Source organism: Amycolatopsis sp. NPDC005003 (assembly GCF_053600695.1).
In genome coordinates this window covers 173692-197888 of record NZ_JBSGAI010000005.1, presented here as the reverse complement: position 1 = coordinate 197888, position 24197 = coordinate 173692, and the positions used below count along the sequence as shown (strand labels likewise).

The window sequence follows — 24197 nt, the reverse complement described above, 5'->3', positions numbered from 1 at the left end:
CGACAAGACGACGAAGGAGGTCCCGTTGATCTTCTCCGCCATGCCCGGCAAGCAGGGTCTGTACGACCCGGAGACCGAGCAGGACTCCTGCGGTGTGGCCATGGTGGCCGACATCCGCGGACGCCGTTCCCACGGCATCGTCACCGACGGCCTGGCCGCGTTGACGAACCTCGACCACCGCGGCGCCGCGGGCGCCGAGCCCACCAGCGGCGACGGCGCCGGCATCCTGCTGCAGCTGCCCGACACGCTGCTGCGCGCCGAAGCCGGCTTCGACCTGCCCGCACCGGATGAACACGGCCACCACACGTACGCGGCCGGCATCGCTTTCCTGCCGCAGGACGCCGAGCAGCGCCGCAAGGCCGTCGAGCTGGCCGAACACATCGCCGTCGAAGAGGGGCTGGAAGTCCTCGGCTGGCGCGAGGTCCCGGTCGACGCCGACCGGGCCGACATCGGGCCGACCGCCCGCTCGGTCATGCCGCACTTCGCCATGCTTTTCGTCAGCGCCGACGGAAAATCCGGCCTGGAGCTGGACAGGCTGGCCTTCTGCCTGCGCAAGCGCGTCGAGCACGAAAGCGCGAACTCCGGCTGCGGCACGTACTTCCCGTCGCTGTCCTCGCGGACGATCGTCTACAAGGGCATGGTGACGCCGGAGCAGCTGCCCGCGTTCTTCGCCGACCTGCGCGACGAGCGGCTGGAAAGCGCGATCGCGCTGGTGCACTCCCGCTTCTCCACCAACACCTTCCCGTCGTGGCCGCTGGCGCACCCGTTCCGGTTCGTGGCCCACAACGGCGAGATCAACACCATCCGCGGCAACCGCAACCGCATGCGGGCCCGCGAGGCGCTGCTGGAATCCGACGTCCTCACCGGCGACCTTTCGCGGCTGTTCCCGATCTGCTCGCCGGACGCGTCGGACTCGGCGTCCTTCGACGAGGTTCTCGAACTGCTGCACCTGGGCGGCCGGTCGCTGCCGCACGCGGTGCTGATGATGATCCCGGAGGCGTGGGAGAACCACGCCACCATGAAGCCCGAGCGCCGCGCTTTCTACCAGTTCCACGCGAGTCTCATGGAGCCGTGGGACGGCCCGGCCTGCGTCACCTTCACCGACGGCAGCCTGGTCGGCGCGGTCCTGGACCGCAACGGCCTGCGCCCGGCGCGCTGGTGGCGCACGGCCGACGACCGCGTCGTGCTCGCCAGTGAGGCCGGCGTTCTCGACGTCGCCCCGAAGGACGTCGTCGCCAAGGGGCGGCTGAAGCCCGGCAAGATGTTCCTGGTCGACACCGAGGCCGGCCGGATCGTGGACGACGAAGAGGTCAAGTCCGCGCTGGCCGCCGAGCTGCCCTACGACTCGTGGCTGCACGCGGGCCTGCTCCAGATCGCCGAGCTGCCCGACCGCGACCACGTCGTGCAGAGCCACGACTCCGTGCTGCGCCGCCAGCTTTCCTTCGGCTACACCGAAGAAGAGCTCAAGATCCTGCTCGCGCCGATGGCCGAGAAGGGCAGCGAGCCGATCGGTTCGATGGGGTCGGACACCCCGCCCGCGGTGCTGTCGAAGCGGTCCCGGCTGCTCTACGACTACTTCAAGCAGAACTTCGCGCAGGTGACCAACCCGCCGCTGGACGCGATCCGCGAGGAGCTCGTCACCTGCATGGCGCGGATCATGGGCCCGGAGCGCAACCTCCTGGCCCCCGGCCCGGCGTCGTGCCGCCACCTGAAGCTGCCGTACCCGGTCATCGACAACGACGAGCTCGCCAAGCTCATCCACATCAACGACGACGGCGACCTCCCCGGCTTCGCCTGCAGCGTCCTTTCCGGACTGTACGAAGTGGACGGTGGCGCCGAGGCGCTCGCCGCGGCCATCGAGCGCGTCCGGCGCGAGGCGTCCGAGGCGATCGCGGCCGGCGCGCGCACGCTGGTGCTGTCCGACCGCGACTCCGACCACCGGATGGCGCCGATCCCGTCGCTGCTGCTGGTCTCCGCGGTGCACCACCACCTGGTGCGCACCAAGGAACGCCTGCGCGTCGCGCTGGTCGTCGAATCCGGTGACGCGCGCGAGGTGCACCACATCGCGCTGCTGCTCGGCTACGGCGCCGCCGCGGTCAACCCGTACCTGGCCTTCGAGACCATCGAAGACATGATCGGGCAGGGCGCGGTCACCGGCATCGAGCCCGCCAAGGCCGTCCGCAACTACGTGCAGGCGCTGGTCAAGGGCGTCCTGAAGATCATGTCCAAGATGGGTATCTCGACGGTCGGCGCGTACACCGCCGCCCAGGTCTTCGAGTCCCTCGGCCTGAGCCAGGACCTGCTCGACGAGTACTTCACCGGGACGTCGTCGAAGCTCGGCGGCGTCGGCCTGGAGGTGCTCGCCGAAGAGGTCGCGACGCGCCACCGCCGCGCGTACCCGGAGAACCCGACCGACCGCGTCCACCGTGGACTCGAGACCGGCGGCGAGTACGCCTACCGCCGCGAGGGCGAGCTGCACCTGTTCACGCCGGAGACGGTGTTCCTGCTGCAGCACGCGTCCAAGACCGGCCGCGACGAGGTCTACCGCAAGTACACCGACGAGGTGCACCGCCTCTACCGCGAGGGCGGCACGCTGCGCGGGCTGTTCAAGTTCAAGGAAGGCGTCCGCGAGCCGGTGCCGCTCGACGAGGTCGAGCCCGCCGAGGCGATCTTCAAGCGCTTCAACACCGGCGCCATGTCGTACGGCTCGATTTCGGCCGAGGCGCACGAAACCCTGGCCATCGCGATGAACCGCATCGGCGGCCGGTCCAACACCGGTGAGGGCGGCGAAGACCCCGAGCGGCTCTACGACCCCGAGCGCCGCAGCGCGATCAAGCAGGTCGCTTCGGGCCGGTTTGGCGTCACCAGCGAGTACCTGGTGAACGCCGACGACATCCAGATCAAGATGGCGCAGGGCGCGAAGCCCGGCGAAGGCGGCCAGCTGCCGCCGAACAAGGTGTACCCGTGGATCGCGCGCACCCGGCACTCGACGCCGGGCGTCGGCCTCATCTCGCCGCCGCCGCACCACGACATCTACTCCATCGAGGACCTGGCCCAGCTGATCCACGACCTCAAGAACGCCAACGAGCACGCCCGCATCCACGTGAAGCTGGTGTCCTCGCTCGGGGTCGGCACGGTCGCGGCGGGCGTGTCCAAGGCGCACGCGGACGTCGTGCTCATCTCGGGCCACGACGGCGGCACCGGCGCGTCGCCGATGAACTCGCTCAAGCACGCGGGCACGCCGTGGGAGATCGGCCTCGCCGAGACCCAGCAGACGCTGCTGCTCAACGGTCTTCGCGACCGGATCACCGTGCAGGTGGACGGCGCGATGAAGACCGGGCGCGACGTCGTCATCGCGGCGCTGCTCGGCGCCGAGGAGTACGGCTTCGCGACCGCGCCGCTCGTCGTCGCGGGCTGCATCATGATGCGCGTCTGCCACCTCGACACCTGCCCGGTCGGCGTCGCCACGCAGAGCCCCGAGCTGCGCAAGCGCTACACCGGCGAGGTCGAACACGTGGTCAACTTCTTCAAGTTCGTCGCCGAAGAAGTCCGGGAAACCCTGGCCGCGCTGGGCTTCCGCACGCTCGACGAGGCCATCGGCCACGCCGAGCTGCTGAACACCGACGAGGCCGTCGACCACTGGAAGTCCTCCGGGCTGGACCTGGCGCCGATCTTCGAGATGCCTTCGGAGACGCCGTACGGCGGCGCGAAGCGGCGCACCCGCGGCCAGGACCACGGCCTCGAGCACGCGCTGGACCGCACGCTGATCCAGCTCGCCGAGGCGGCGCTGGAAGACGCGCACCAGGTGAACATCGAGCTGCCGGTGCGCAACGTCAACCGGACCGTCGGCACGCTGCTCGGCTCGGAGATCACCCGCCGCTACGGCGGCGACGGCCTGCCCGAGGGCACGATCCACGTCACGCTCACCGGTTCGGCGGGCCAGTCGCTCGGCGCGTTCCTGCCGCGCGGCATCACCCTCGACATGGTCGGCGACGCGAACGACTACGTCGGCAAGGGCCTGTCCGGCGGCCGGGTCGTCGTCCGCCCCGACCCGGAGGCGACGTTCGCCGCCGAGGCGCAGACGATCGCGGGCAACACGATCGCCTACGGCGCCACCGGCGGCGAGATCTTCCTGCGCGGCCAGGTCGGCGAGCGCTTCTGCGTCCGCAACTCCGGCGCCACGGTCGTCGCCGAGGGCGTCGGCGACCACGCCTTCGAGTACATGACCGGCGGCCGCGCGGTGGTGCTCGGCCCGACCGGGCGCAACCTGGCGGCCGGCATGTCCGGCGGCATCGCCTTCGTCCTCGACGTCGACGCGAAGAAGGTCAACCAGGACATGGTGGACCTGCTGCGCCCGACCGCCGACGACCTGGCGTGGCTGAAGAAAACCGTGCAACAGCACTACGATCTCACCCGCTCCGCGGTGGCGGCCTCGCTCCTGGGCGACTGGCCGCGCCGGTCGGTGGCGTTCACCAAGGTGATGCCGCGCGACTACCAGCGGGTCCTGGACGCGGCGAAGGCAGCGCGCGCTGCCGGCCGCGACGTCGACGAAGCGATCATGGAGGCCGCTCGTGGCTGACCCGACCGGTTTCCTGAAGTTCGAACGCGAAGAGCCCGCGAAGAAGTCCTACGAAGAAAGGCTTTCTTCGTGGGGCGAGGTTTACGCGGACGTCGACCCCGCCGAGCGCAACGAGCAGGTGCGCAAGCAGGCGTCGCGGTGCATGGACTGCGGCATCCCGTTCTGCCACTCCGGCGGCTCCGGCTGCCCGCTGGGCAACCTGATCCCGGAGTGGAACGACCTGGTCCGCCGCGGCGACTGGGCCGCGGCGAGCGACCGGCTGCACGCGACCAACAACTTCCCCGAGTTCACCGGGAAGCTGTGCCCGGCGCCGTGCGAGGCGGGCTGCGTGCTGTCGATCTCGCCCCTGTCGGGCGGGCCGGTGTCGATCAAGCGCGTCGAGCAGACGATCGCCGACCAGTCCTGGGAAGCGGGCTACGTCCAGCCGCAGGTGTCCGAAGTGTCCAGTGGCCGCCGGGTGGCGGTCGTCGGCTCCGGCCCGGCCGGGCTGGCGGCGGCCCAGCAGCTGACCCGCGCCGGGCACGAGGTCACGGTGTACGAGCGCGACGACCGCCTCGGCGGGCTGCTGCGCTACGGCATCCCCGAGTTCAAGATGGAGAAGAAGGTCCTCGACCGGCGCCTCGCGCAGCTGCGCAAGGAGGGCACCCGGTTCGTGACGGGCTGCGAGGTCGGCGTCGACCTGTCGGTGGCGGACCTGCGCGCCCAGTACGACGCGGTGGTGCTGGCGGTGGGCGCGCTGCGCGGCCGCGACGACACGACGACGCCGGGCCGCGAGCTGGCGGGCATCCACCTGGCGATGGAGCACCTGGTCCCGGCCAACAAGTACGTGGAGGGCGACGGCCCGCCGTCGATCGACGCCCGCGGCAAGCACGTGGTGATCATCGGCGGCGGCGACACGGGCGCGGACTCCTACGGCACGGCGACCCGCCAGGGAGCGCTGTCGGTGACCCAGCTCGACCAGTACCCGATGCCGCCGTCTGTTCGCGACGATGCCCGCTCGCCGTGGCCGACGTGGCCGTACATCCTGCGCACGTACGCGGCGCACGAGGAGGCGGGCGAGCGCAAGTTCGCGGTGGCGGTCAAGCGGTTCGTGGGTTCGGCCGAGGGCCGCGTGACGGCGGTGGAGCTGCAGCAGGTCCGCGTCCAGAAGGACCCGGAGACGGGCCGCCGCGAGGTCCTCCCGATCAACGACGAGATCGAGACGCTCCCGGCGGACCTGGTCCTCCTGGCGATCGGCTTCGAGGGCGTCGAGGAGATGCCGCTGATTTCCGACCTGGGCTTGTCCTTGACCCGCCGAGGAACGCTGTCGTGCGGAGCGGACTGGCAGACGGAGACCCCGGGGGTGTTCGTCTGTGGTGACGCGCACCGGGGCGCGTCGCTGGTGGTGTGGGCGATCGCGGAGGGCCGGTCGGTGGCCAACGCGGTGGACACATACCTGACCGGGGCGTCCGACCTGCCGGCGCCGGTGCACCCGACGGCGCTTCCGCTCGCCGTCGTCTGATCGGTTCGGTTCGAAGGCCCCCTCGCCGCTGGCGAGGGGGCCTTCGTCATCGTGGGTGTAACGCCCCGCGCTCGGCCGACGACGCTGGGAGAGCCAGTGGACGGGCGCGGGGAGGATCGTGGATGACCCAGCCGGAGAAAGAAGAGCCGGGCACCATCGAGAACTCGATCACCATCGGTGGGGACATGACCGGGAGCGTTCTCCAGATCGGCACGGTCGTCGGCAACGTCCAGTACGGCGTGCCCGATGTGGAAGAGTCGGGGTACCTGGAGACGGTCCGCGACGCGGCGCCCGGCAACCTGGAGGGGCGCACGAGCGAGCTGGCCGAGCTGAGGCGGTTCTGCCTGGCAGCCGATCCCGCCCCTTCCTACGCTTGGTGGAGGGCGGAAGCGTGGAGCGGGAAGACCGCGCTGATGTCGTGGTTCGTGCTCGACGCGCCCGAGGAAGTCCGGATCGTCTCGTTCCTCATCACGGCTCGGGACACGAGGGCCGATACCCGCGCGGGTTTCCTGGCCGAAGTGGTTCCGCAGCTGGCAGTGGTGGCGCGGGTCAAGGCCCCCGAGCCGGTGAGCGAATCCCGTTTCCGCAGTCTGCTCGATGCCGCCGCGAAGGCGTGCTCGGAGCGCGGCCGGCGGCTGGTCCTCGTCGTCGACGGGCTCGACGAAGACCGGGGTGCGGGCGAGGAGCACGGGGCCAAGAGCATCGCGGCCCTGCTGCCCCGGCGGCCGGCCCACGGCCTGCGGGTCATCGTCTCGGGACGGCCGAATCCCGGCATCCCGCCGGACTTGCCCGACGATCACCCCCTGCGTGATCCGGCGATCGTCCGCGAGCTCGCCCCCTCCCCCGCGGCTTCCGCGGCGGAATACGCGATGACGCGCGATCTCAACCGGTTGCTGGGTGTAGACGCAGGTGAAGCGAAAGACGTCCTCGGCTTGCTCGTGGCCGCCCGCAGCGGGCTCAGCCGCCGGGATCTCGGAGAACTCCTGGGCGGGACCCGCCTCGGCGCGGTCCTGAACAGCGTCGAAAGCCGGGCTTTCAGCCGTCGGCGCGCCCGTTGGCGGCCCGAGACCGCTCCCGAGGTCTATCTGCTCGGCCATCAGGGCTTGTACGCCGAAGCAGCGGACAGGCTCGGCGAGGCGGTGCGCGCCTACGCCGAGCGGATCGTGCAATGGGCCGAAAGCTATCGAGCCAGGGGGTGGCCGCCCGAGACGCCGCAGTTCCTGTTGCACGGCTACCCGCGGTTGCTCCAGGAAACCGGGCAGCTCGGCCGGATGGTCGAGTGCGTCACCGACCTGGCGAGGCAGCGTCGCCTCATCGAAGTCGCCGGCGGCGAAGAAGCGGCCCAGGCCGAAGTCGCCGAAGCCCACGCCGCGATCTGCGCTTCGCCCGATCCCGACGTCGTGAGCCTGGTCAAACTCACCATGCACCGCGACGACCTCAGCGACCGGAATGCGCGGACGCCCGCGCGGCTCCCGGCGTTGTGGGCCAGGATGGGCGAGTTTGACCGGGCCGAAGCCCTCGCACGGTCGATTTCGGCGAAGAACCGGCGGGCCGAAGCCATCGGCGAACTGGTGAGGGTCATGGTGCAGGCCGGGCGGACCGATCGGGTCGATCGGTTGGTGGCCGAAGTCCTGCACGAAGATTCCGACCCCCGCCTGCGCAGCCGGCTCGTGCGCGCTGTCGCCGGAGCCGGGGACTTCGTCCGCGCGAGATCGCTGTCCGAAGGTTTTGCGGAGGCCGATTGGCGCGCGCGAGAGCTGCTCGAGATCGCTGCCGCCGAACGGCCGGAAGATGTCGACCTGCTCGTGGCCGCCGCCGGGGAGATCGGGGAGGGGCTGATCCGGCAGGAGACGATTCACTCGGTGGCGCTTTCGTTGGTCAGGGCCGGATTCATCGAGTCCGCACTCGGCTTTTCGTCGCGGTTGTTTCCCCTGTCCATGTCCAGCGTGATCGCGGAAGCCGCTCGCTTGCTCTTCCTGGCCGGCGAAAAATCGGAGGCGCGCCGGTTGATCGGCAGGCTCGACGACGAATCGGCGCGGAAACTGCTCAGTCGCATCGACCTCGAAGCGACCGCACGGACCGATCCCGCATCGGCGATCGCCGGATTGGAAGTGCTCGAAGAGGGGCGCCGCGAAAGCTTCGTCCTGACGATCATCGACAGCGCCCTCCAGGGCGACGATGTCGATTTTGCGGAATCCGCGCTCGGTGGGCTGGGTGACCACTACGACGAACTCGGCTTCCACAAGGTGCTGGGACACCTCGGCACCAAGGGGGAAGTGGAACGCGCCGAGGCGTTGGTGCGCACCAAGGTGCCGGATACGGACGGCGAGCGGGAACTCGCTGCGTGGGCCGGAGCGCTCACTGCGCTGGCCGAGGGCACGCTCCTCTCGGGTGATGTCGAAACGACGTGGACGCTGGCCGGCCGCGCGGAAGCGATCGCACGTCGGGTAGGCGGCTCCTACCGCTATGGCAGTGTGTTGCGGCGCTTCATGGAATTCGTCACGACGACGAAGAACGTCGAGGCGGCCGAGCGGCTCGCCGGGGTGCTCCTGGTTTCCGAGCCGGCTCCCTACGACATCGAGAAGGTTGCTCTGTTCCTGGCGGAGTCGGGCGAGGTGAAGGTCGCGGAGCCGCTCGCGTTCCGGCTCGGCGACCCGGCAACGGTGCTGAAGACGCTCACGCCATTGCTTCGCCGCCTCCGAGCTGAGGAGAACAGTGGCGAAATACTCCGCATCGTCGAACGGGTCGACGGCCTTTCCGGAGGGCGGATCGATGCTCTCGACGAGCGGCGTGCGGTCGAGTTCTTCTGTGCGGCAGGACTGCCCGACCGTGCGCTCGAGCGAGCCGATGCCGTGGAAAGCGACCACGGCCGCGAGCAGGCGCAGGGCCGCGTGGTCGAAGAGTTGTGCGCCATGGGAAGGATCGATGACGCCGTCGGCATCGTCCGCCGGGACGGCGGTGGCGGACGGGCCGGGGACAGGCTCACCGAAGCGCTGGCGAAGGCGCTGGGAGTCGCGGGGCGCGCCGATGGGCTCGAAATCCTGAGCGGTTTCGGTGTCGAGGGTGGCCGGGTGGCCTTGGCGTTCCTGGAGGAGTTCGCCGTGCACGATGGTGAGCGGGCTCTGCACCTGGCCGCCACGTCGCTCAACAGGTTCGAACGGGAAACGGCATTGCTGGCGATCGCGGGCCGAGTCGACGGGCCCCTTCGGTCGCGGGTGCTCGCCGAGTACATGCAGCGTGGTGACTGGGCGCGAGTCCTCCCACTGCTGAACCCCGTCGAGCAGTCCGGGCTGGCCGACGTCGTCGATCAGTTCGTGGCCCTGCAGGAGGCCCGGTTGGGTCTGGACTCCGAGGACGCCTGACCGGCCTGAACGCGTTACCCCGAACGGCGGCTGTGCACTCTGTACACAGCCAACTACTTTCGAGTAGCTGTGTCGCCTTTGCGACGATTCACTTCTGCGGAAGGTGGGGCGTCTTGAAGCACACGAAAACCGCGGTGATCACCGCCATCCTCGCCCTTGCGTTGGCCCTCGTCGGAACCCCGGCCCAGGCCGCTCCCAAACCCTTCTGGACGCCCGATGCCATGCGGGCGGCCGTTCCGATGGACAAGCTCGTCAAGGCTCCGGCCGCGACGCCGAAGGAGGTGGCCAAAGGGCAGAGCGCGATCATCCAGAGCATCCCGAACGGCGGTGGGCCCTGGACCGGCGGCGGGAAGGTCACCCAGACCGCCGGGCGGGTGTTCTTCCTCTTCAACGGCCAGAAAGCCTCCTGCTCCGGGGATGCCGTCACCAGCACCAACGGCAGCGTCGTCGTCACCGCCGGGCACTGCGTCAAGTACCAGGGCACCTGGCACACCCAGTGGGTCTTCGTGCCCGGCTACAACAACGGCAACGCCCCCTACGGCCAGTGGAGCGCGAAGACCACGCTCACCACGCCGCAGTGGCAAGCCAGTGAGGACATCAACTACGACGTCGGCATGGCCGTCGTCAACCCGCTCAACTCGCAGCGGCTCACCGACGTCGTCGGCGCGCAGGGCATCGCCTTCAACCAGCCGAAGAACCAGAACATGTACACCTTCGGCTACCCGGCCGCCGCGCCCTACGACGGTACGAAGCTGATCTACTGCAGCGGCAGCACCTTCACCGACTTCCTGCTGACCAAGGACCACGGCATGAGCTGCAACATGACCGGTGGCTCCAGCGGCGGTCCGTGGTTCCTCTCGTTCAACGAGGGCACCGGCACCGGTGTGCAGGCTTCGGTGAACAGCTTCGGCTACAACTTCCTGCCCGGCTACATGTTCGGGCCGTACTTCGGCGCCGACGCGCAGAACCTGTACAACCGCGCGCAAGCCGCGTGACCCGCGTCAGCCCAGGGGCGGAGCAAAGGTTCCGGTCCCTGGGCTGACGTCCGCGCGAACAGAGCGCAGCAAGCTCGGGGCATGCGGAAAACCCTGATCGCGCTGGCCTTCCTGCCCTCGCTCGCGGCGCCACCGGCGGACGCGGCCCCGAGGCTGCCGTGGACGGCCCCCTGCCCGGACTACGGCATGACGCCGTCCCCGACGGCCGGCCTCGAGTGCGCCACCCTGCGCGTGCCGCTCGACTACGCCCACCCCGATCGCACCATCGAGCTCACGCTGTCGCGCCACGCCGGCACCCCCGGCAAGCGCCGCGGCGTGCTGCTGATGAACCCCGGCGGGCCGGGCAGCCCCGGGCTCGCCATGCCCGCCCAGCTGCTGCAGCGGACGGGCGGCTCCGGCCTGCCGGACGCCTACGACGTCATCGGGTTCGACCCCCGCGGCACCGGCTACAGCACGCCGGTCACCTGCGGCATGACGACGCCGGAGGAACGCGGCGCGGTCCTCGGCCCGTACGCGGACGGGCCGGGGGACGTCATCGCCACCGCGGTGGATGCACGGGCCGTGGCGGCGAAGTGCGGTAGCGCGTCCACAAAGGACCTGCTGCCGCACATGACGACCGCGAACACCGCCCGGGACCTCGACCGGATCCGGGAAGCGCTGGGGGAGAACAAGATCTCCTACTACGGCGTCTCCTACGGCAGCTACCTCGGCGCCGCCTACGCGTCGATGTTCCCCGGCCGCACCGACCGGATCGTCCTCGACAGCGTCCTCGGCCCGCGCGGGCTCGACGTCCGCGCCAACCAGCGGTTCGCCGAAGGCTTCGACGACCGCTTCCCGGAGTTCGCCGCGTGGGCGGCCCAGCGCGACGACGTGTACCACCTGGGGCGGACGCCGGCGGCGGTGACGGCGAAGTTCTTCGAGCTCGCCGCCGTCCGCGGGCCGGAATTCCGGTCGGACACGTGGAACGGCCTCTACGACGACGCCTTCTTCCCGGCGCTGGCCCGGGAATGGGCAGGCACCGCGCGGGCTGCGGCCGGCCCGCTCGACGGCGACAACCGCGCCGCGCTGCAGCTGCAGGTGATCTGCAACGACTCCGACTGGCCCGAGCGGGTCGGCTACTACCGGCACGCGGTCGAACGCGAACGGGTGCGGCACCCGATGTTCGGCCCGGCCGCGGCGAACGTCAACCCGTGCGCGTTCTGGCCGGTCGAACGCACCGAGCCGCCGGTGCGCGTCGGCGGCCCCGGTCCGGCGAACATCCTGCTGGTGCAGAACCTGCGCGACCCGGCCACCCCGGTGTCCGGCGCGCGCGAGACGCGGGCGGCGTTCGCGGACCGTGCGCGGATGGTGACCGTCGAGGCCGGCGGGCACGGCGTTTTCACGCGGGAAAACGCTTGCGGAAACGAAGCAGTGCTGGGCTATCTGCGTGACGGGGTCTTCCCCGCGGCGGACCGTTCCTGTCAGTCTGGACGGTGAGGGGGACATTTCCCCCTCGGGGGAATCAAGGGGAAAAACAATGAAAAAGATGATGTTCTTCGTCGTGTCCGTGCTGGCCGCGGTCCTGCTGGCCGCGCCGACGGCCTCCGCGCAGTCCGCCGTGAAAGGTCCGGTCTGCATTCCGGAGTCCCTGTGGCTGCGCGGCTCCGGTGGAACGGCGATGTGCACCGCGGGGCCGATTCCGTCGATCGATCCGCCGTTCGCCGCGTTTTCCGAAAGCAATGGCAGCCAGGACGCCTGGTGCCTGTACGCGCAACCGAAGTACCTCGGTTTCGCGGTGCGAATCCCGGCGTTCTCGGGTGCCAATGTACTGATGCGGGTGGCTTCGGTGCGTCCCTGCTGAGCGGGAGGCACGTCCGGGGTGGGGTGGTCGCGCTGCGTGACCGCGCCGCTCCGGACAACCGGGCGACGTGCGGCGCGGCGCGAACCTTATCCTGGTCTGCGTGAACTGGACTGTGGACGTCCCCGTCGACACACTGCCCGAGCTGCCGCCCCTGCCGCCCGAACTGCGGGAACGGCTCGACAAGGCGCTGGCGCTCCCGGCCGCGCAGCAGCCGGAGTGGCCGGACCCCGAGGCGACCCGCCGGGTCCGCGGCGTGCTGGAGAGCGTGCCGCCGATCACCGTGCCGGCCGAGATCGACCGGCTCAAGGACCGGCTGGCGATGGTCGCCCGCGGCGAGGCCTTCCTCCTGCAGGGCGGCGACTGCGCGGAGACGTTCGAGTCCAACACCGAGCCGCACATCCGCGCCAACCTGCGCACGCTGCTGCAGATGGCGGTCGTGCTCACCTACGGCGCGAGCCTGCCGGTGGTCAAGGTCGGGCGCATCGCCGGCCAGTACGCGAAGCCGCGCTCGGCCGCGACGGACGCGCTGGGCCTGCCGGTGTACCGCGGCGACATCATCAACTCCCTGGTCGCCAAGCCCGAGCTGCGTGTGCCCGACCCCGGCCGGATGATCCGGGCCTACGCGAACGCGGGCGCCGCGATGAACCTGGTCCGCGCCCTCACCGGCGCCGGCATGGCCGACCTGCACCAGGTGCACGACTGGAACAAGGACTTCGTGACGTCGTCGCCGGCGGGGGAGCGCTACGAGCAGCTGGCCGGCGAAATCGACCGTGGCCTGCGGTTCATGAACGCCTGCGGGGTCACCGACACGTCCCTGCAGTCGACCGAGATCTTCGCCAGCCACGAGGCGCTGCTGCTCGACTACGAGCGCGCGCTGCTGCGGCTGGACAAGGCCGACGCGGCCAACCCGAAGCTGTACAACCTGTCGTCGCACTTCCTCTGGGTCGGCGAGCGGACCCGCCAGCTGGACGGCGCGCACATCGCGTTCGCCGAGCTGCTGGCCAACCCGATCGGGTTGAAGATCGGCCCGACGACCACGCCGGAGCAGGCGCTGGAGTACGTCGAGCGGCTCGACCCGCGCTCCGAGCCGGGCCGGCTGACGCTCATCGCGCGGATGGGCAACGGCAAGGTCCGCGAGGTGCTGCCGGCGATCGTGGAGAAGGTCGAGGCGTCCGGGCACAAGGTCATCTGGCAGTGCGACCCGATGCACGGCAACACCCACGAGTCGTCGACCGGCTACAAGACCCGCCACTTCGACCGGATCGTCGACGAGGTCCAGGGCTTCTTCGAGGTGCACAACAAGCTGGGCACCTACCCGGGCGGCATCCACGTGGAGCTGACCGGCGAGGACGTCACCGAGTGCCTGGGCGGCGCCCAGGAGATCTCGGACATCGACCTGTCGGGCCGCTACGAGACGGCGTGCGACCCGCGGTTGAACACGCAGCAGTCCCTGGAGCTGGCGTTCCTGGTCGCGGAGATGCTCCGGGGCTAGACGAGTAATGCGTAACTCGGTTAGTGGCCGGGTGATGCCCCCTCAAATGACGGAGCTGGGTGGTCATCCCGTCGCCTGAGGCCTGAAAATCACTTTGAGCCGGGCCCGCAACCAACAGCGCAACGGGACCAGACGACGCAGGCTTGCGGGCCCGGCTCAAAGTGATAGGCCTCGTTCAGGCGACGGGATGACCACCCCGCGGCCCACCTCCAGAAGTCGGGGAGACAGCGGGAGCCGTGGCCATCCCGGAGCCTGCCCGTCCGGCGAGGACGCTTTTGTCTTTGAAGCCGCGGCAGACTCGGCAGCAGCGGCAGGGTGAACCCGCGGCAGAGCGGGTCCGACCTCCCCCGCCCCTCCGGTGGGAGTTTCAGTCGGCGGTCGGGTTCAGCTTGCGCTCCCGGCCTGCGGTTCGCGTGCTGGCCCGGTTGGCTTGCGCCGTTGGTCGGCTTGCGTTGCCGGCCGCCGGTCCGCAACGACGAAGCACCCCCGGAGAGGTGCGGGTCTGCCAATCACCCGAGCGGGAACAGCCGAGCAACCGCAGCCATCGCGCTTCGGAGGTGAACAGGATGTTCGCCGACCGAGTTACGCATTACTCGTCTAGACCGGCGCCAGGCCGGCGGTGCGGGCCAGGGTGAGCGCCTCCGCGCGGCCCTTGGCCCCCAGTTTCCCGCTGATCTCCGACACCCGGTTGCGCACGGTCTTGGGCGCGATCCCGAGCCGGCGCGCGATCACCGCGTCGGCGACGCCGCCCGCGGCCAGTGCCAGGATCTCGCGGTCCCGCGGGCTGAGGTCAGGCAGGGGTGCGGGGGACAGCAGCAGCCGGGGGATCCGGTCCGCGAGGCCGTCGCCGAACACGACCGCGCCGGCCGCGACGTTGCGGATCGCGCGCGTGACGTCGGCCGGTGCGGGGTGCGCCGGAAGGAAGCCGCGCACTCCGGCACGCAGGGCCCCCGCGATCGCCGTGTCGTCCGGGGCCGTGATCGCCAGGACCGGCACCCCGGCGCGGGCCGCCACGCCGGCGCCCAGCGCGAGGTCCAGCACCAGGACGTCCGGGCCGTGCTCGCGGACGGCCTCGATCGCTTCGGTGCCGGTGCCCGCCGTGGCCACCACCGTGATCTCGGTGGTGGCCACGGGGCAGGCGCCGGCCAGGACGACGGTGGTCATCGCGCGACCGGGATGGGCGGGCCCTGCCAGACGTTCTCGCGGGTCATCCGGCCGTCGCGGAACTCGCAGACGTGCAGCAGCCGGAACGTCACCCGCTGCCCGGCCGGTGCGCCCGGGAAGCCTTCGCCGGTGAGGCAGGTGACCTGGCATTCGTCGACGACGAAGCCGTCGCCGTGCAGCCGCGAGACGGGCTCGATCCGCTCGTCGAGCATCGCCCCGAACAGGAACTCGTAGCGGTCGCGGATCGCTTCGTGGTCCCGCAGCTTCTCCACGGGGAACCCGACCGCGTCGTGCACGACGTCATCGCTGAGCGTCGCGAGGATCGCGTCGAGGTCGTGCGCCGCCTCGGCCGCGAAGTGCGCGTCGAGGACTTTGTCCATTTCTTCCGGTGTCATGAGCCTCCCCCTCCTGGGATAGTGCTATCGTCATGAGAAAGGTCTCTCATGTCAAGGAGATTTTCTCACGATGAGCCGCGACAACCAGAAACAGCGCACCCGCACCGCGCTGCTCGACGCGGCGGCGGGACTGGTCCGGGACGGGCGCCCGATGACGGTGGCCAACGTGGCCGAGGCCGCGATGGTCTCGACCGCGACGGCCTACCGCTACTTCCCGAACCCGCAGTCGCTGTGGACCGGCCTGGCGACGCGCTCGGCCGACGAGGTCCACCTCGGCGAGCTGATCGAGGGCGCCGGCGACGACCCGGCGCAGCGGATCGACGCGGTGATCCGGTACGCCGCGGACATGCAGTTCGGCGACGAGGCGTACTGGCGCGCCCTGGTCCGCGCGAACCTCGACCGCTGGTTCGAGCAAGGCGGCACGTCGGCGGAGGCGCCGGTGCGCGGCGAGACCCGGATCCGCATGACGCGGCAAGCCGTCGAGCCGCTCGAGGGCAAGCTGCCGCCCGAGGCGCACCGCCGGCTGACGATGGCCTTGATGCTCGTCTACGGGGTCGAGGCGCTGATCGTCACCCGCGACGCGTGTCACCTGGAGCCGGACGAGGCCACCGAGGTGATGCGGTGGGCCGCCCAGGCGCTGATCCGGGCGGCCACCGGGGGTTAAGAGGCGTCGAGCAGCCGGGCCGCCGACTTCAGCACCGCGTCCCGCAGCGAACCCACGTCCGGGACCGCCGCGCCGTTGGCCTGCAGTCCGATGTGGACCGAGTCCCGGTACGTCGCGACCGCGATGCCCACCGCGTGGCGCGGGGCCAGCGGCACGAACGGGTAGACCTCGGCCAGGCGGGCGCCGTGCAGCGACAGGCGGGCCGGGGGCAGCGGGACCGTCGTGATCACCAGGTCGAACAGCATCGGCGCGGCCTGGCCCGCCGTGCGGGTGCCCAGGCGGTGCAGCAGCGGCGGGACGTGGTCGGCCAGCAGCGGCAGGGCGCCCGCGCCGCGGCTCGGGCCGGCCGCCTTGTTGCGGGTCATCGCCCGGCGGACCGCCCGCAGCCGCTCGACCGGGTCGTCCTCGCCCACCGGCAGGTCGCACAGGTAGCCCGAAAGCTTGTTGCCGCCGAGCTGCTCACCGGCCCGGCCGCGCACGCTCACCGGGATCAGCGCGCGCAGCGTGCGGCCGTCGGCGCGCTGCCCGCGGTTCACCAGCCACTCGCGCAGCGCCCCCGACAGCACCGCCAGCACGACGTCGTTGGTCGTGCCGCCGTGCGCGCGGCGCACCCGGCGCAGTTCGGTCAGCGGCAGCCGGACGAACCCGAGGCGCCGCTCGGCCGACGGCGGTGCCGACACCGGCGAGAGCGGCGGGCGGGCCGCCCGCACCAGCGACGAGGCGATCCCGGCCTGGCCCCACACCGTGCCCAGCGCGTCCTTCACCGTGTCCAAAGTGGAGCGCGGGGCGGGGATCGGCGCGGGGATCCGCTCCGGCAGCTTCACGCCGTCGAGCAGCCCGGCCGCGACCGCGTACGCGCCGGCGCCGTCGGTCAGCGCGTGGTGCAGTTTCAGCAGGAGCGCGAACTTCCCGTCCGGCAGCCCGGTGACGAGCGTCAGGTGCCACAGCGGCCGGGTCGTGTCGAGGGGTTCGGCGATCCACCGCGACGCGTACGCGGACAAGGGGTCCGGCTCGTACAGCGAACTCAACACGACGTGGTGAATGTGGTCGGCCGCAACAAATTCCGGGTCGTCACTCCAGCTGGCCGAACCCGGCGGGAACAGTTCCGAGCGGGCCCGCTGGCGCAGTTTCGGCAGCCGGGCGGCGCGCTGGGCGAGCAACGCCGTCAACGCGGCCGGGTCCACCGGGCCGCGGGCGGTGAAGGTGACCACCGCTCCCATGTGCATCGGGGTGGTTTCGCTTTCCAGGCAAAGGAAAGCGACGTCGAGTGCGCTGAGCGGCGAGCCTGCCATGGGCGACCTTTCCGGGTTCGCGGGGGGCGCACGGCCACGTGCGTCGGAAGGGATTGGACCCACTGCACCAGCCCGACATGACGGCCGGGTGGTCGAAGTGTTTCCACGACGCTAACTACCCACCCCGTTCAGCCATTCGAGATACCCCGTGCGGTGGTGCCGGGGCTCACAGATCAAGAAAAAGATTCATTCGCCCGGAGCAGGCTTGGGTTCTTCCGCCTGGGCCACCGACGTCCCCCAATCGGGGGTGAGCGCGACCTGCTTGCCGACGCGGCGCACCGGCAGGCCGTTCACCTGCCGCCTGCCGAGCCCCGGCCAGATTTCCGCGGCGTCCTTCGCCGCGGACCGGATCGCGCCGCCGTCGAGCGTCGTGCGGGTTTCCGGGATCTCCCGGTCCGTCCACTGCACGACCAGCTTCAGCGGCCCGGCCGAAGGCAGCGGCCACAGGAAGACCTCGTGCTCGACGGCGAACCGCGTGCCGCCCACCGGCGTGGCCCGCAGCACCGGGGCCTCCGGTTCGGACGCGGACGGCACCGAGATCGTCTCGGAGCTCGCCCGGCTGCCGTCGGCGTAGAGCACCCCGATCAGCAGCCCGTTGTAGTCGGGCTTGCGCCGGTGGTCGATCAGCCCCTCGGCGGGATCGTCGACCAGGCTGTCCCGGGAGTACACCGTGACGCGCAGTGTCAGCGCCTCGGGCCACACCTCGATCGCCCGCAGCGCGACCACCGTGCGCTCGGAGCGGCCCAGCGGCTGCGCCCACGGCAGCACGGCCGGGACGATGTACTCGCGCGGGGGATCGGTCCAGTGCCGTCCGTTGAACGCGTAAAGCTCCTGCTCCGGAACGGGGAACAGGGGACGCTCACGGGGACCGCCGGTGAAGAAGCTCATCGGACGGCCCGCGACGCACGGTCCGGCACCATGCGCCCACGGTAGGACAAGAGAGCGGGAATTTCCGCCCCCGAACGGGGGTACGGCCCCTGCGGCCCGTGATCCGGGACACAGAGGCCGTACACCGACAGTGACGGATCAGTCGCTGAGCTTCAGTTCGCCGTTGCGCCGGGCGGCCTCGTCGAGCTCCTTCTCCGTCGGCTTGCCCATGGCGTCCATGAGCTGCCGGGCCAGGCCGAGACCGGTTCCGCCGAGCGACAGCGCCTTGGCGAACATGTCGGACATGCCGTCGGCGCCGTTGAGCACGACCATGTGGTCGACGTTGCCGAACGCGCTCGCGCCCGCCTCGACGATCTCCGGCCAGCGCTCGGCCAGCTGCTGCGCGACGACGGCTTCCTGGTTCTCCGCCAGCGCCGCCGCGCGCGCCTTGATCGCGTCCGCCTCGGCCAGGCCCCGCGCGCGGGCCGCCTCGGCTTCGGCGAGGCCGCGGGCCTTCGCGGCTTCCGCCTCCGCCAGACCGCGGGCCTTGGCCGCGGCGGCTTCGGCCTCACCGGTCGCCCGGGTCGCGCCCGCCATCGCCTCGGCGCGGGCCTTGGTGGCCTGGGCCTCGGCTTCGGCGGCCGTCTTCACGCGGGTCGCGTCCGCCGCGGCCCGCAGCTCGGTCTCCTTCGCCTCGGCCTGGGCCTTGGCGATCGAGGCGTCACGAGCGGCATCGGCCGTCGTGCGCGTGTCGTACGCCTTCGCGTCGGCCGGCTTGCGGACCTGCGACTGCAGCCGCTGCTCGGCCAGCGCGGCCTCCAGCTCGGCCGCCCGCGTCTCCTGGACGACGACCTCCTGGCGCGCGGTCGCCTCGGCCAGCGGACCCGACTGGGACGCCTTCGCCCGCGCCTGGTCGACCTCGGCCTGGTAGCCGGCCTGCTGGATCTGGCTCTCGCGGACGGCGGCGGCCTTCTTCGCGGCCGACACCTGCTCGACCTCGGCGGCCTCCTGGTCGCGCTGGGCCTCGGCGATGCGGGCCGACGCGGCGATCGCGGCGGCGTGCGGCTTCCCCAGGTTGTTGATGTAGCCGGACTCGTCGTCGATCTCCTGGATCTGCAGCGAGTCGACGATCAGCCCCAGCTTGATCATCTCGGTGGCCGAGGACTGGCGCACCTCGCCGGTGAGCGCGTCCCGGTTGTGGATCATCTCCTCGATGGTCAGCCCGCCCACGATCGAGCGCAGGTGGCCGGAGAAGAGCTCGTGGATCGTGTCGTTCATGCCCTTCTGCTGGTCGAGGAACCGGCGGGCGGCGTTGGCGATCGAGGCGTAGTCGTCGCCGACCTTGTAGATGACGACGGCCCGCACGGTGACCGGCAGGCCCTGCTTGGTGACGCAGGAGACCTGCAGGTTGACCCCGCGGGTGTCCAGCGACAGCCGGCGCGCGGTCTGGAACCCGGGGATGACGTTCACCCCGCGGCCGGTGATGATCTTGAAGCCCAGGCTGTCCGCGGTCTCCGCCCGGTCGACGCGGACCCCCAGCCCGGAGATGATCAGCGCCTCGTTCGGTTCGGCCACTTTGTACAGCAGCCGCAGGATGCCGAACACGACGATCAGCACGGCGATGACGCCGCCGGCGGAAACCAGCAGGATTTCCACGAGACTCATGGCACCGACCCCCTCGCTCTTTTCTGTTGTGGGTGTGTTGGTGCCTCTTCGACGCCGTCAGCGGCTCAGGGGTTGCCACCGTTCCACGTAAACCGTCCGGGGCGGCTCGAAGTCGACCACCAGCACCTGGGTGCCGGACGTGAACGTCTCCTCCGGGTCGGCCGGGTACGCGTAGAACGCTTCCGTGCCGCCCCGGACGTTCAGGAGCACCTCGCCGATGAGGCCGGGGCCGATCGTGCCCGTCACCCGGCCCCGGCTGCCGATCATCCCCCGAAGCCCTTCAGCTTGACCTTCGAGTTCTTCGCCACGAACGTGCCCGGCTCCGGGTCCTGCTGGAACACGAAGTCGAAGCCGGGGCCGCCGCCGTTGCCGCGGCCCCGGCCGTCGCGGTCGGCCTTGAGCCCCGCCTGTTCCAGGATCTTCTGGGCGTCGTCGAACGACCGGAACCGGACGTCCGGCACCTGGACGGCGTTGTTCACGAACACGCCGATCCGCTTCGCCTTCGGCTGCGCGTTCGCCGGCGGGTCGGTGCGGGTGACGGCGCCGGCGGGGATGTTCTGCTTGAACTCCTCGCCCGCCTGGAACGGCTCGAAGCCGGCCTGCTGCAGCGCCCTGAACGCGTCGTCCTTGGACTGGCCGGTGACGTCCGGGACCGGCGGCAGCGGGATCGGGCCCTTCGACACGATGAGCGTGACCTGGCCGCCGATGGTCAGCTGGCTGCCCGCCGACGGCGTCGTGCGGATGACCGCGCCCTGCGGAACCTCCGGGTCGAAGTCGTCGGTGCCGCGGACCGGCGTCAGCTGGGCCGCCTTGATCGCCTGCTGAGCGTCGGCGAGCGCGGTGCCCGGCCGGATGTCCGGCACCTGCGGGCGGCCTTTCGACAGCACCACGGACACCGTCGCGTTCGGCGACAGCGTGGTGCCCTCGGCCGGGTCGGCACGCAGCACGGTGTTCGACGGAGCCGTGTTGTCGTACTCCTGGCTGAACGCCGGGTTCAGCTTCACCGCCCGCAGCGCGTCGCCGGCCGCGGCCTGGTTCAGCCCGACCAGCTTCGGCACCCGCGCGGTCTTGTCGCCGCCGGTGTCGGTGAGGATGAAGGCGAACGCCCCGATCAGCCCGCCGAGCAGCAGCACCGCGGCCGCGATCACGAGCGCCCGCTTGCGGTTGTCCTGCGGCGGCTTCTCCGGCTCCGGCCGGCTCCGCCGCCGCGGCGGGGGCGGCGCCACGGGCGGCACCTGCGTGGTCACCGGCCCGGCGGCGTGGCTGAGCGCCCGGGTCGCGTTCGGACGGTGCACCGGCATCGTCTTCTCGGTGTCCGGCACCTGCGGGATCCGCGGCAGCGTGCGCTCGGTGTCGGCGAGGTCGCCCTGGCCGTGGGACACCGGGATCGGCACGGTCACCGGCAGCAGCCCCAGCTGGGCGCGCACCGCGGTCAGCTCGGTGAGGAACTCCCCGGCGTCGGCCGGGCGCAGCTGCGGGTCGCGCCGGGTCGCGCGCACGACGAGGGCGTCGAGGGCGGGCGGCAGGTCCGGGCGCAGCAGGCTCGGCGGCGGCACGTCGTCGTTCACGTGCCGGTAGGCCACCGAGATGGCCGTGTCCCCGGTGTAGGGCACCCGGCCGGTCAGCATTTCGTACAGCAGGATCCCGGCCGAGTAGACGTCGCCGCGCGCGGACGCCGCGCCGGTTTCGACCTGCTCGGGGGAGAGGTAGGCGACCGTGCCGAGGATGATGCTCGAGCTGGTCGTGCCCGCGCTCGCCACGGCCCGCACCAGGCCGAAGTCCGCGACCTTCACCGCCCCGCCGGTGTGCTGCCCGACCCGGCCGATCAGCACGTTCTCCGGCTTCACGTCCCGGTGGACCAGCCCGGAGGCGTGCGCGGCGGCCAGCGCCGACAGCACGGGCTCGGCGACGCTCAGCGCCACCGCGACGTCCAGCGGGCCCTCGTCGTCCAGCAGGTCGCGCAGCGTCCCGCCGTCGACCAGCTCCATCACCAGGAACGCCAGCCCCGACTCCGCACCCGGTGGCAGGTCGAAGCCCTGGTCGTGCACCGCCACGACGTGCGGGTGGTGCAGCTGGGCCGCGGACTGCGCCTCCCGCACGAACCGGTCGACGAACGACCGGTCGTCGGCGAAGCGCGGATCCATGATCTTGATCGCGACCGGACGGTCCAGCCGGGTGTCCGTCCCCCGATAGACGGAAGACATTCCGCCGTGGGCGAGCAGCCGGTCCACCCGGTAGCGCCGCTCCAAGAGCGTGCCGACCAGGCTGGGTTGGGTGCGTGTCACGAGTATGGATCGTACGGAATCGCACACGCCTCGTGGAGGAGACCTCGCGGGTCACCCGTGCGCACTAGCGGGTGAGGGGACGAAATGTGGCACAGTGTCACCTGTGAGTGGGATTCCTGTCGCCGAAGACATCCTCGACACCGCCATCGCGGTCCTTCCGTTGCCGGAGGTGGCGACCGTCCTCGGGACCTCGACCAACAAGGTCCGGCAGATGCTGCGCGACGGGCAGCTGATCGCGCTCAAGCGCGGCGGCGAGCTGTGCGTGCCCAGCGACTTCTTCGTCAAGGACGGCGTGGTCAAGGGCCTCACGGGGACGATCACCGTGCTCGCCGACTCCGGGTTCAGCCGCACCGAGATGCTGCGGTGGCTGTTCACCGCCGACGACACCCTGCCCGGCAGCACGCCGATCAACGCCCTGCGGACCAGCCACGGCACCGAGGTCAAGCGGCGCGCTCAGGCGATGGCGTTCTGACCTGCTGAAACCGGCTGCGACCAGCTGAACACCCGCCGCTGTCAGCAGGCAGGCGGGGAGCGACCACGCGGCCAGCGGACCGGCCACCGCCGCGCCCGCGGCCAGCCCGGTGATCTTCACGCTCGCCGCCGTCGTGAACACCTGCGCCCGCACGTGCTCCGGCGCCTCGCGGTGGCGGATCGCGAACAACGCCGTGAGCTGCGGACCTTCGGCGATCCCGGCCAGCGCGGCCGCCGCGATGACGCCGTGCCCGCTCGCGGCCACGAGGCAGCTCGCGGCCAGGATGAGCGTGCTGAGCCGGACGGTCCGGTCGGGTGCCCAGGGGAGCGGCCATCTCGCGAAGACGGCGTTGGCCAGCAGGGACGCCACGGCCAGGACGGTCAGCAGCAGGGCGCCGTCCGCCGGGCCGCGCAGGTGCGCCACGCCCAGCAGGGGGTAACACACCGTGACCATGCCGATCCCCGTGCAGGAGATCGTCGAAGCGACGGTCGCCCGCCGCAGCGGCCCGTTGCGGACCAGGACGCGGAAGCCGTCCCGGAGGCGGCTCTGCCGGGGTGGCCGCTTCGGCAGGAACCACGCCACCGGGATCGCCGCGGCGACCAAACCGACGGCGACCACGAGTCCGGTGGGGCCGCCGAGAAGCCCGGCCAGGCCGGGGCCGGCGAGCGCGGCGGCGGTGAACGTCATGGCGTCGAAGCGGCTCGCCCGCGGCAACGCGGGCCCGGCGACCGCGGGCAGCTGCGCGGTCCAGCCGCCGGCGATGGCGGGGTTGAGCAGACCGGCCACGACCGCCACCGCGACGACGGCTTCCGGCGGCAAGTGCCCGAAGGTCGCGCTGACCAGCGCAATTCCGCCTGCGTACCCGCCGAGGGCGACGGCGAGCAGCCGTCCCGGCGTCGCGCTGCGGTCCAGCAGGGCGCCGAACACCGGCCCGCCGGCGGCGGCCGCCGCGGTCAGCCCGGCGAGCAGTGCCGCGCCGGCGTGCGGGCCCGCGGTCATCCCGAGCAGCAGCAGCGCGGGCCCGGACAGCTCGTCGCCGGTCCGGGCGAGGGTGGCGCCGGCCAGGTAACGTCTTATCACTGGCAAGACGTTACAATGGGGTATGGCTTTTCCGCACCGGGATTCCGTGCAGCGCGCGGTGGACCTGCTGAACGTCCTGCTGGTCCCGGAGCCCGACGCGGCCGCGGTGGCGCAGGTGCTGCACGAGCACGGCGAACCGGACGTCCCACTGACGCGAGTGGAGGTGGCGGAACTGCGTGCGGCAGCGCTCGAGCTGCGCGAAGTCTTCGCGGCGCGTGACGCGGCTTCGGCGGCGTCGGTGCTCAACAGGTTGTTCGCCGCGTACGCGAGGCCGCCGCGCCTGACCGACCACGAGGACGGCTACGGCTGGCACCTGCACGTCGACGCGGCCGACGACGGCCCGTGGGGTGCGTGGCTCGTGACGTCGTCGGCGCTGGGGCTGGCGTCGCTGCTGGCCGAACGCCAGGGACCGCCGGGCGGGCTGTGCGCGTCACCGGCGTGCGGGCGGGCGTTCGCCCACACGGGTGGCGGCAGCCCGCGGCGGTACTGCTCGCCTCGGTGCGCGACGCGCGAACGCGTCGCCGCGCACCGGGCGCGCGGGTGA

18 protein-coding genes are annotated in these 24197 nt (G+C 71.3%); 11 read left to right on the top strand and 7 right to left on the bottom strand.

From position 1 onward, the window contains the following. The first annotated feature begins 25 nt into the window (after positions 1-25). The 7 genes from gltB to ACWED2_RS08215 all read left to right on the top strand — a co-directional run bounded on the left by gltB (position 26) and on the right by ACWED2_RS08215 (position 13769). Positions 26-4579 (top strand): glutamate synthase large subunit, encoded by a 4554-nt coding sequence (gene gltB / locus ACWED2_RS08245; protein ID WP_449689748.1) that lies wholly within the window; start codon positions 26-28, stop codon positions 4577-4579. Continuing rightward, on the top strand, positions 4572-6080 hold the full coding sequence (locus ACWED2_RS08240) for a glutamate synthase subunit beta (protein WP_449689747.1): 1509 nt from the start codon (positions 4572-4574) through the stop codon (positions 6078-6080). The genes gltB and ACWED2_RS08240 overlap by 8 nt, the downstream gene beginning before the upstream one ends. Positions 6081-6202: 122 nt before the next feature. After that, positions 6203-9442 carry a hypothetical protein gene (locus tag ACWED2_RS08235; protein WP_449689746.1) on the top strand — a complete coding sequence of 1080 codons (3240 nt, stop codon included), beginning with the start codon at positions 6203-6205 and terminating at the stop codon, positions 9440-9442. A 113-nt stretch (positions 9443-9555) separates the two neighbouring features. Beyond that, entirely contained in the window at positions 9556-10437 is an 882-nt protein-coding gene (locus ACWED2_RS08230; protein WP_449689745.1) for a trypsin-like serine peptidase, read from the top strand. Between the two features lie 81 nt (positions 10438-10518). Then, the gene (locus ACWED2_RS08225; protein WP_449689744.1) at positions 10519-11913 is read left to right on the top strand and encodes an alpha/beta hydrolase; all 1395 of its coding nucleotides are present in this window, start codon (positions 10519-10521) and stop codon (positions 11911-11913) included. A 49-nt stretch (positions 11914-11962) separates the two neighbouring features. Continuing rightward, positions 11963-12277, top strand: coding sequence for a hypothetical protein (locus tag ACWED2_RS08220; RefSeq protein ID WP_449689743.1), 315 nt, complete (start codon positions 11963-11965; stop codon positions 12275-12277). A 100-nt stretch (positions 12278-12377) separates the two neighbouring features. Next, positions 12378-13769, top strand: coding sequence for a class II 3-deoxy-7-phosphoheptulonate synthase (locus ACWED2_RS08215; protein WP_449689742.1), 1392 nt, complete (start codon positions 12378-12380; stop codon positions 13767-13769). A gap of 597 nt (positions 13770-14366) precedes the next feature. On the opposite strand, the gene ACWED2_RS08210 is transcribed toward ACWED2_RS08215, so the two are convergent. Both ACWED2_RS08210 and ACWED2_RS08205 read right to left on the bottom strand, forming a co-directional pair. Then, positions 14367-14933 (bottom strand): LuxR C-terminal-related transcriptional regulator, encoded by a 567-nt coding sequence (locus ACWED2_RS08210; protein ID WP_449689741.1) that lies wholly within the window; start codon positions 14931-14933, stop codon positions 14367-14369. After that, complete coding sequence (locus tag ACWED2_RS08205) at positions 14930-15328, bottom strand: nuclear transport factor 2 family protein (protein WP_449689740.1); 399 nt, start codon at positions 15326-15328, stop codon at positions 14930-14932. The genes ACWED2_RS08210 and ACWED2_RS08205 overlap by 4 nt, the downstream gene beginning before the upstream one ends. Before the next feature lie 70 nt (positions 15329-15398). Here ACWED2_RS08205 and ACWED2_RS08200 point away from each other — a divergent pair, with 70 nt between their 5' ends. Beyond that, positions 15399-15992: a TetR/AcrR family transcriptional regulator gene (locus tag ACWED2_RS08200; RefSeq protein WP_449689739.1), complete on the top strand. Its 594-nt coding sequence runs from the start codon at positions 15399-15401 to the stop codon at positions 15990-15992. Here ACWED2_RS08200 and ACWED2_RS08195 read toward each other — a convergent pair. The 5 genes from ACWED2_RS08195 to pknB all read right to left on the bottom strand — a co-directional run bounded on the left by ACWED2_RS08195 (position 15989) and on the right by pknB (position 22101). Continuing rightward, positions 15989-17284, bottom strand: coding sequence for a wax ester/triacylglycerol synthase family O-acyltransferase (locus ACWED2_RS08195; RefSeq protein ID WP_449689738.1), 1296 nt, complete (start codon positions 17282-17284; stop codon positions 15989-15991). The genes ACWED2_RS08200 and ACWED2_RS08195 overlap by 4 nt on opposite strands. 186 nt (positions 17285-17470) lie before the next feature. After that, the gene (locus ACWED2_RS08190; protein ID WP_449689737.1) at positions 17471-18172 is read right to left on the bottom strand and encodes a hypothetical protein; all 702 of its coding nucleotides are present in this window, start codon (positions 18170-18172) and stop codon (positions 17471-17473) included. Between the two features lie 138 nt (positions 18173-18310). Then, positions 18311-19816 (bottom strand): SPFH domain-containing protein, encoded by a 1506-nt coding sequence (locus ACWED2_RS08185; RefSeq protein WP_449689736.1) that lies wholly within the window; start codon positions 19814-19816, stop codon positions 18311-18313. Positions 19817-19873: 57 nt separating this feature from the next. Further along, the gene (locus ACWED2_RS08180) at positions 19874-20083 is read right to left on the bottom strand and encodes a hypothetical protein (protein WP_003100783.1); all 210 of its coding nucleotides are present in this window, start codon (positions 20081-20083) and stop codon (positions 19874-19876) included. Beyond that, a complete protein-coding gene (gene pknB, locus ACWED2_RS08175; RefSeq protein ID WP_449689735.1) occupies positions 20080-22101 on the bottom strand; it encodes a Stk1 family PASTA domain-containing Ser/Thr kinase in 2022 nt (673 codons plus the stop codon). Before pknB ends, ACWED2_RS08180 begins: the two co-directional genes overlap by 4 nt. 103 nt (positions 22102-22204) lie before the next feature. Here pknB and ACWED2_RS08170 point away from each other — a divergent pair, with 103 nt between their 5' ends. The 3 genes from ACWED2_RS08170 (at position 22205) to ACWED2_RS08160 (ending at position 24197) form a co-directional block, all read left to right on the top strand. Then, positions 22205-22573, top strand: coding sequence for an Rv2175c family DNA-binding protein (locus ACWED2_RS08170; RefSeq protein WP_160169751.1), 369 nt, complete (start codon positions 22205-22207; stop codon positions 22571-22573). 451 nt (positions 22574-23024) lie between these two features. Continuing rightward, complete coding sequence (locus ACWED2_RS08165; RefSeq protein WP_449689734.1) at positions 23025-23642, top strand: hypothetical protein; 618 nt, start codon at positions 23025-23027, stop codon at positions 23640-23642. 33 nt (positions 23643-23675) lie between these two features. After that, a complete protein-coding gene (locus tag ACWED2_RS08160) occupies positions 23676-24197 on the top strand; it encodes a CGNR zinc finger domain-containing protein (RefSeq protein ID WP_449689733.1) in 522 nt (173 codons plus the stop codon).

What these genes read in the sequence shown, in the direction of transcription:
- ACWED2_RS08235 (WP_449689746.1), top strand. Translation starts at nt 6,203, where the DNA reads ATGACCCAGCCGGAGAAAGAAGAGCCGGGCACCATCGAGAACTCGATC.
- ACWED2_RS08225 (WP_449689744.1), top strand. Translation starts at nt 10,519, where the DNA reads ATGCGGAAAACCCTGATCGCGCTGGCCTTCCTGCCCTCGCTCGCGGCG.
- ACWED2_RS08220 (WP_449689743.1), top strand. Translation starts at nt 11,963, where the DNA reads ATGATGTTCTTCGTCGTGTCCGTGCTGGCCGCGGTCCTGCTGGCCGCG.
- ACWED2_RS08210 (WP_449689741.1), bottom strand. Translation starts at nt 14,933, where the DNA reads ATGACCACCGTCGTCCTGGCCGGCGCCTGCCCCGTGGCCACCACCGAG.
- ACWED2_RS08205 (WP_449689740.1), bottom strand. Translation starts at nt 15,328, where the DNA reads ATGACACCGGAAGAAATGGACAAAGTCCTCGACGCGCACTTCGCGGCC.
- ACWED2_RS08200 (WP_449689739.1), top strand. Translation starts at nt 15,399, where the DNA reads ATGAGCCGCGACAACCAGAAACAGCGCACCCGCACCGCGCTGCTCGAC.
- ACWED2_RS08195 (WP_449689738.1), bottom strand. Translation starts at nt 17,284, where the DNA reads ATGGCAGGCTCGCCGCTCAGCGCACTCGACGTCGCTTTCCTTTGCCTG.
- ACWED2_RS08190 (WP_449689737.1), bottom strand. Translation starts at nt 18,172, where the DNA reads ATGAGCTTCTTCACCGGCGGTCCCCGTGAGCGTCCCCTGTTCCCCGTT.
- ACWED2_RS08185 (WP_449689736.1), bottom strand. Translation starts at nt 19,816, where the DNA reads ATGAGTCTCGTGGAAATCCTGCTGGTTTCCGCCGGCGGCGTCATCGCC.
- ACWED2_RS08180 (WP_003100783.1), bottom strand. Translation starts at nt 20,083, where the DNA reads ATGATCGGCAGCCGGGGCCGGGTGACGGGCACGATCGGCCCCGGCCTC.
- ACWED2_RS08165 (WP_449689734.1), top strand. Translation starts at nt 23,025, where the DNA reads ATGCCGATCCCCGTGCAGGAGATCGTCGAAGCGACGGTCGCCCGCCGC.
- ACWED2_RS08160 (WP_449689733.1), top strand. Translation starts at nt 23,676, where the DNA reads ATGGCTTTTCCGCACCGGGATTCCGTGCAGCGCGCGGTGGACCTGCTG.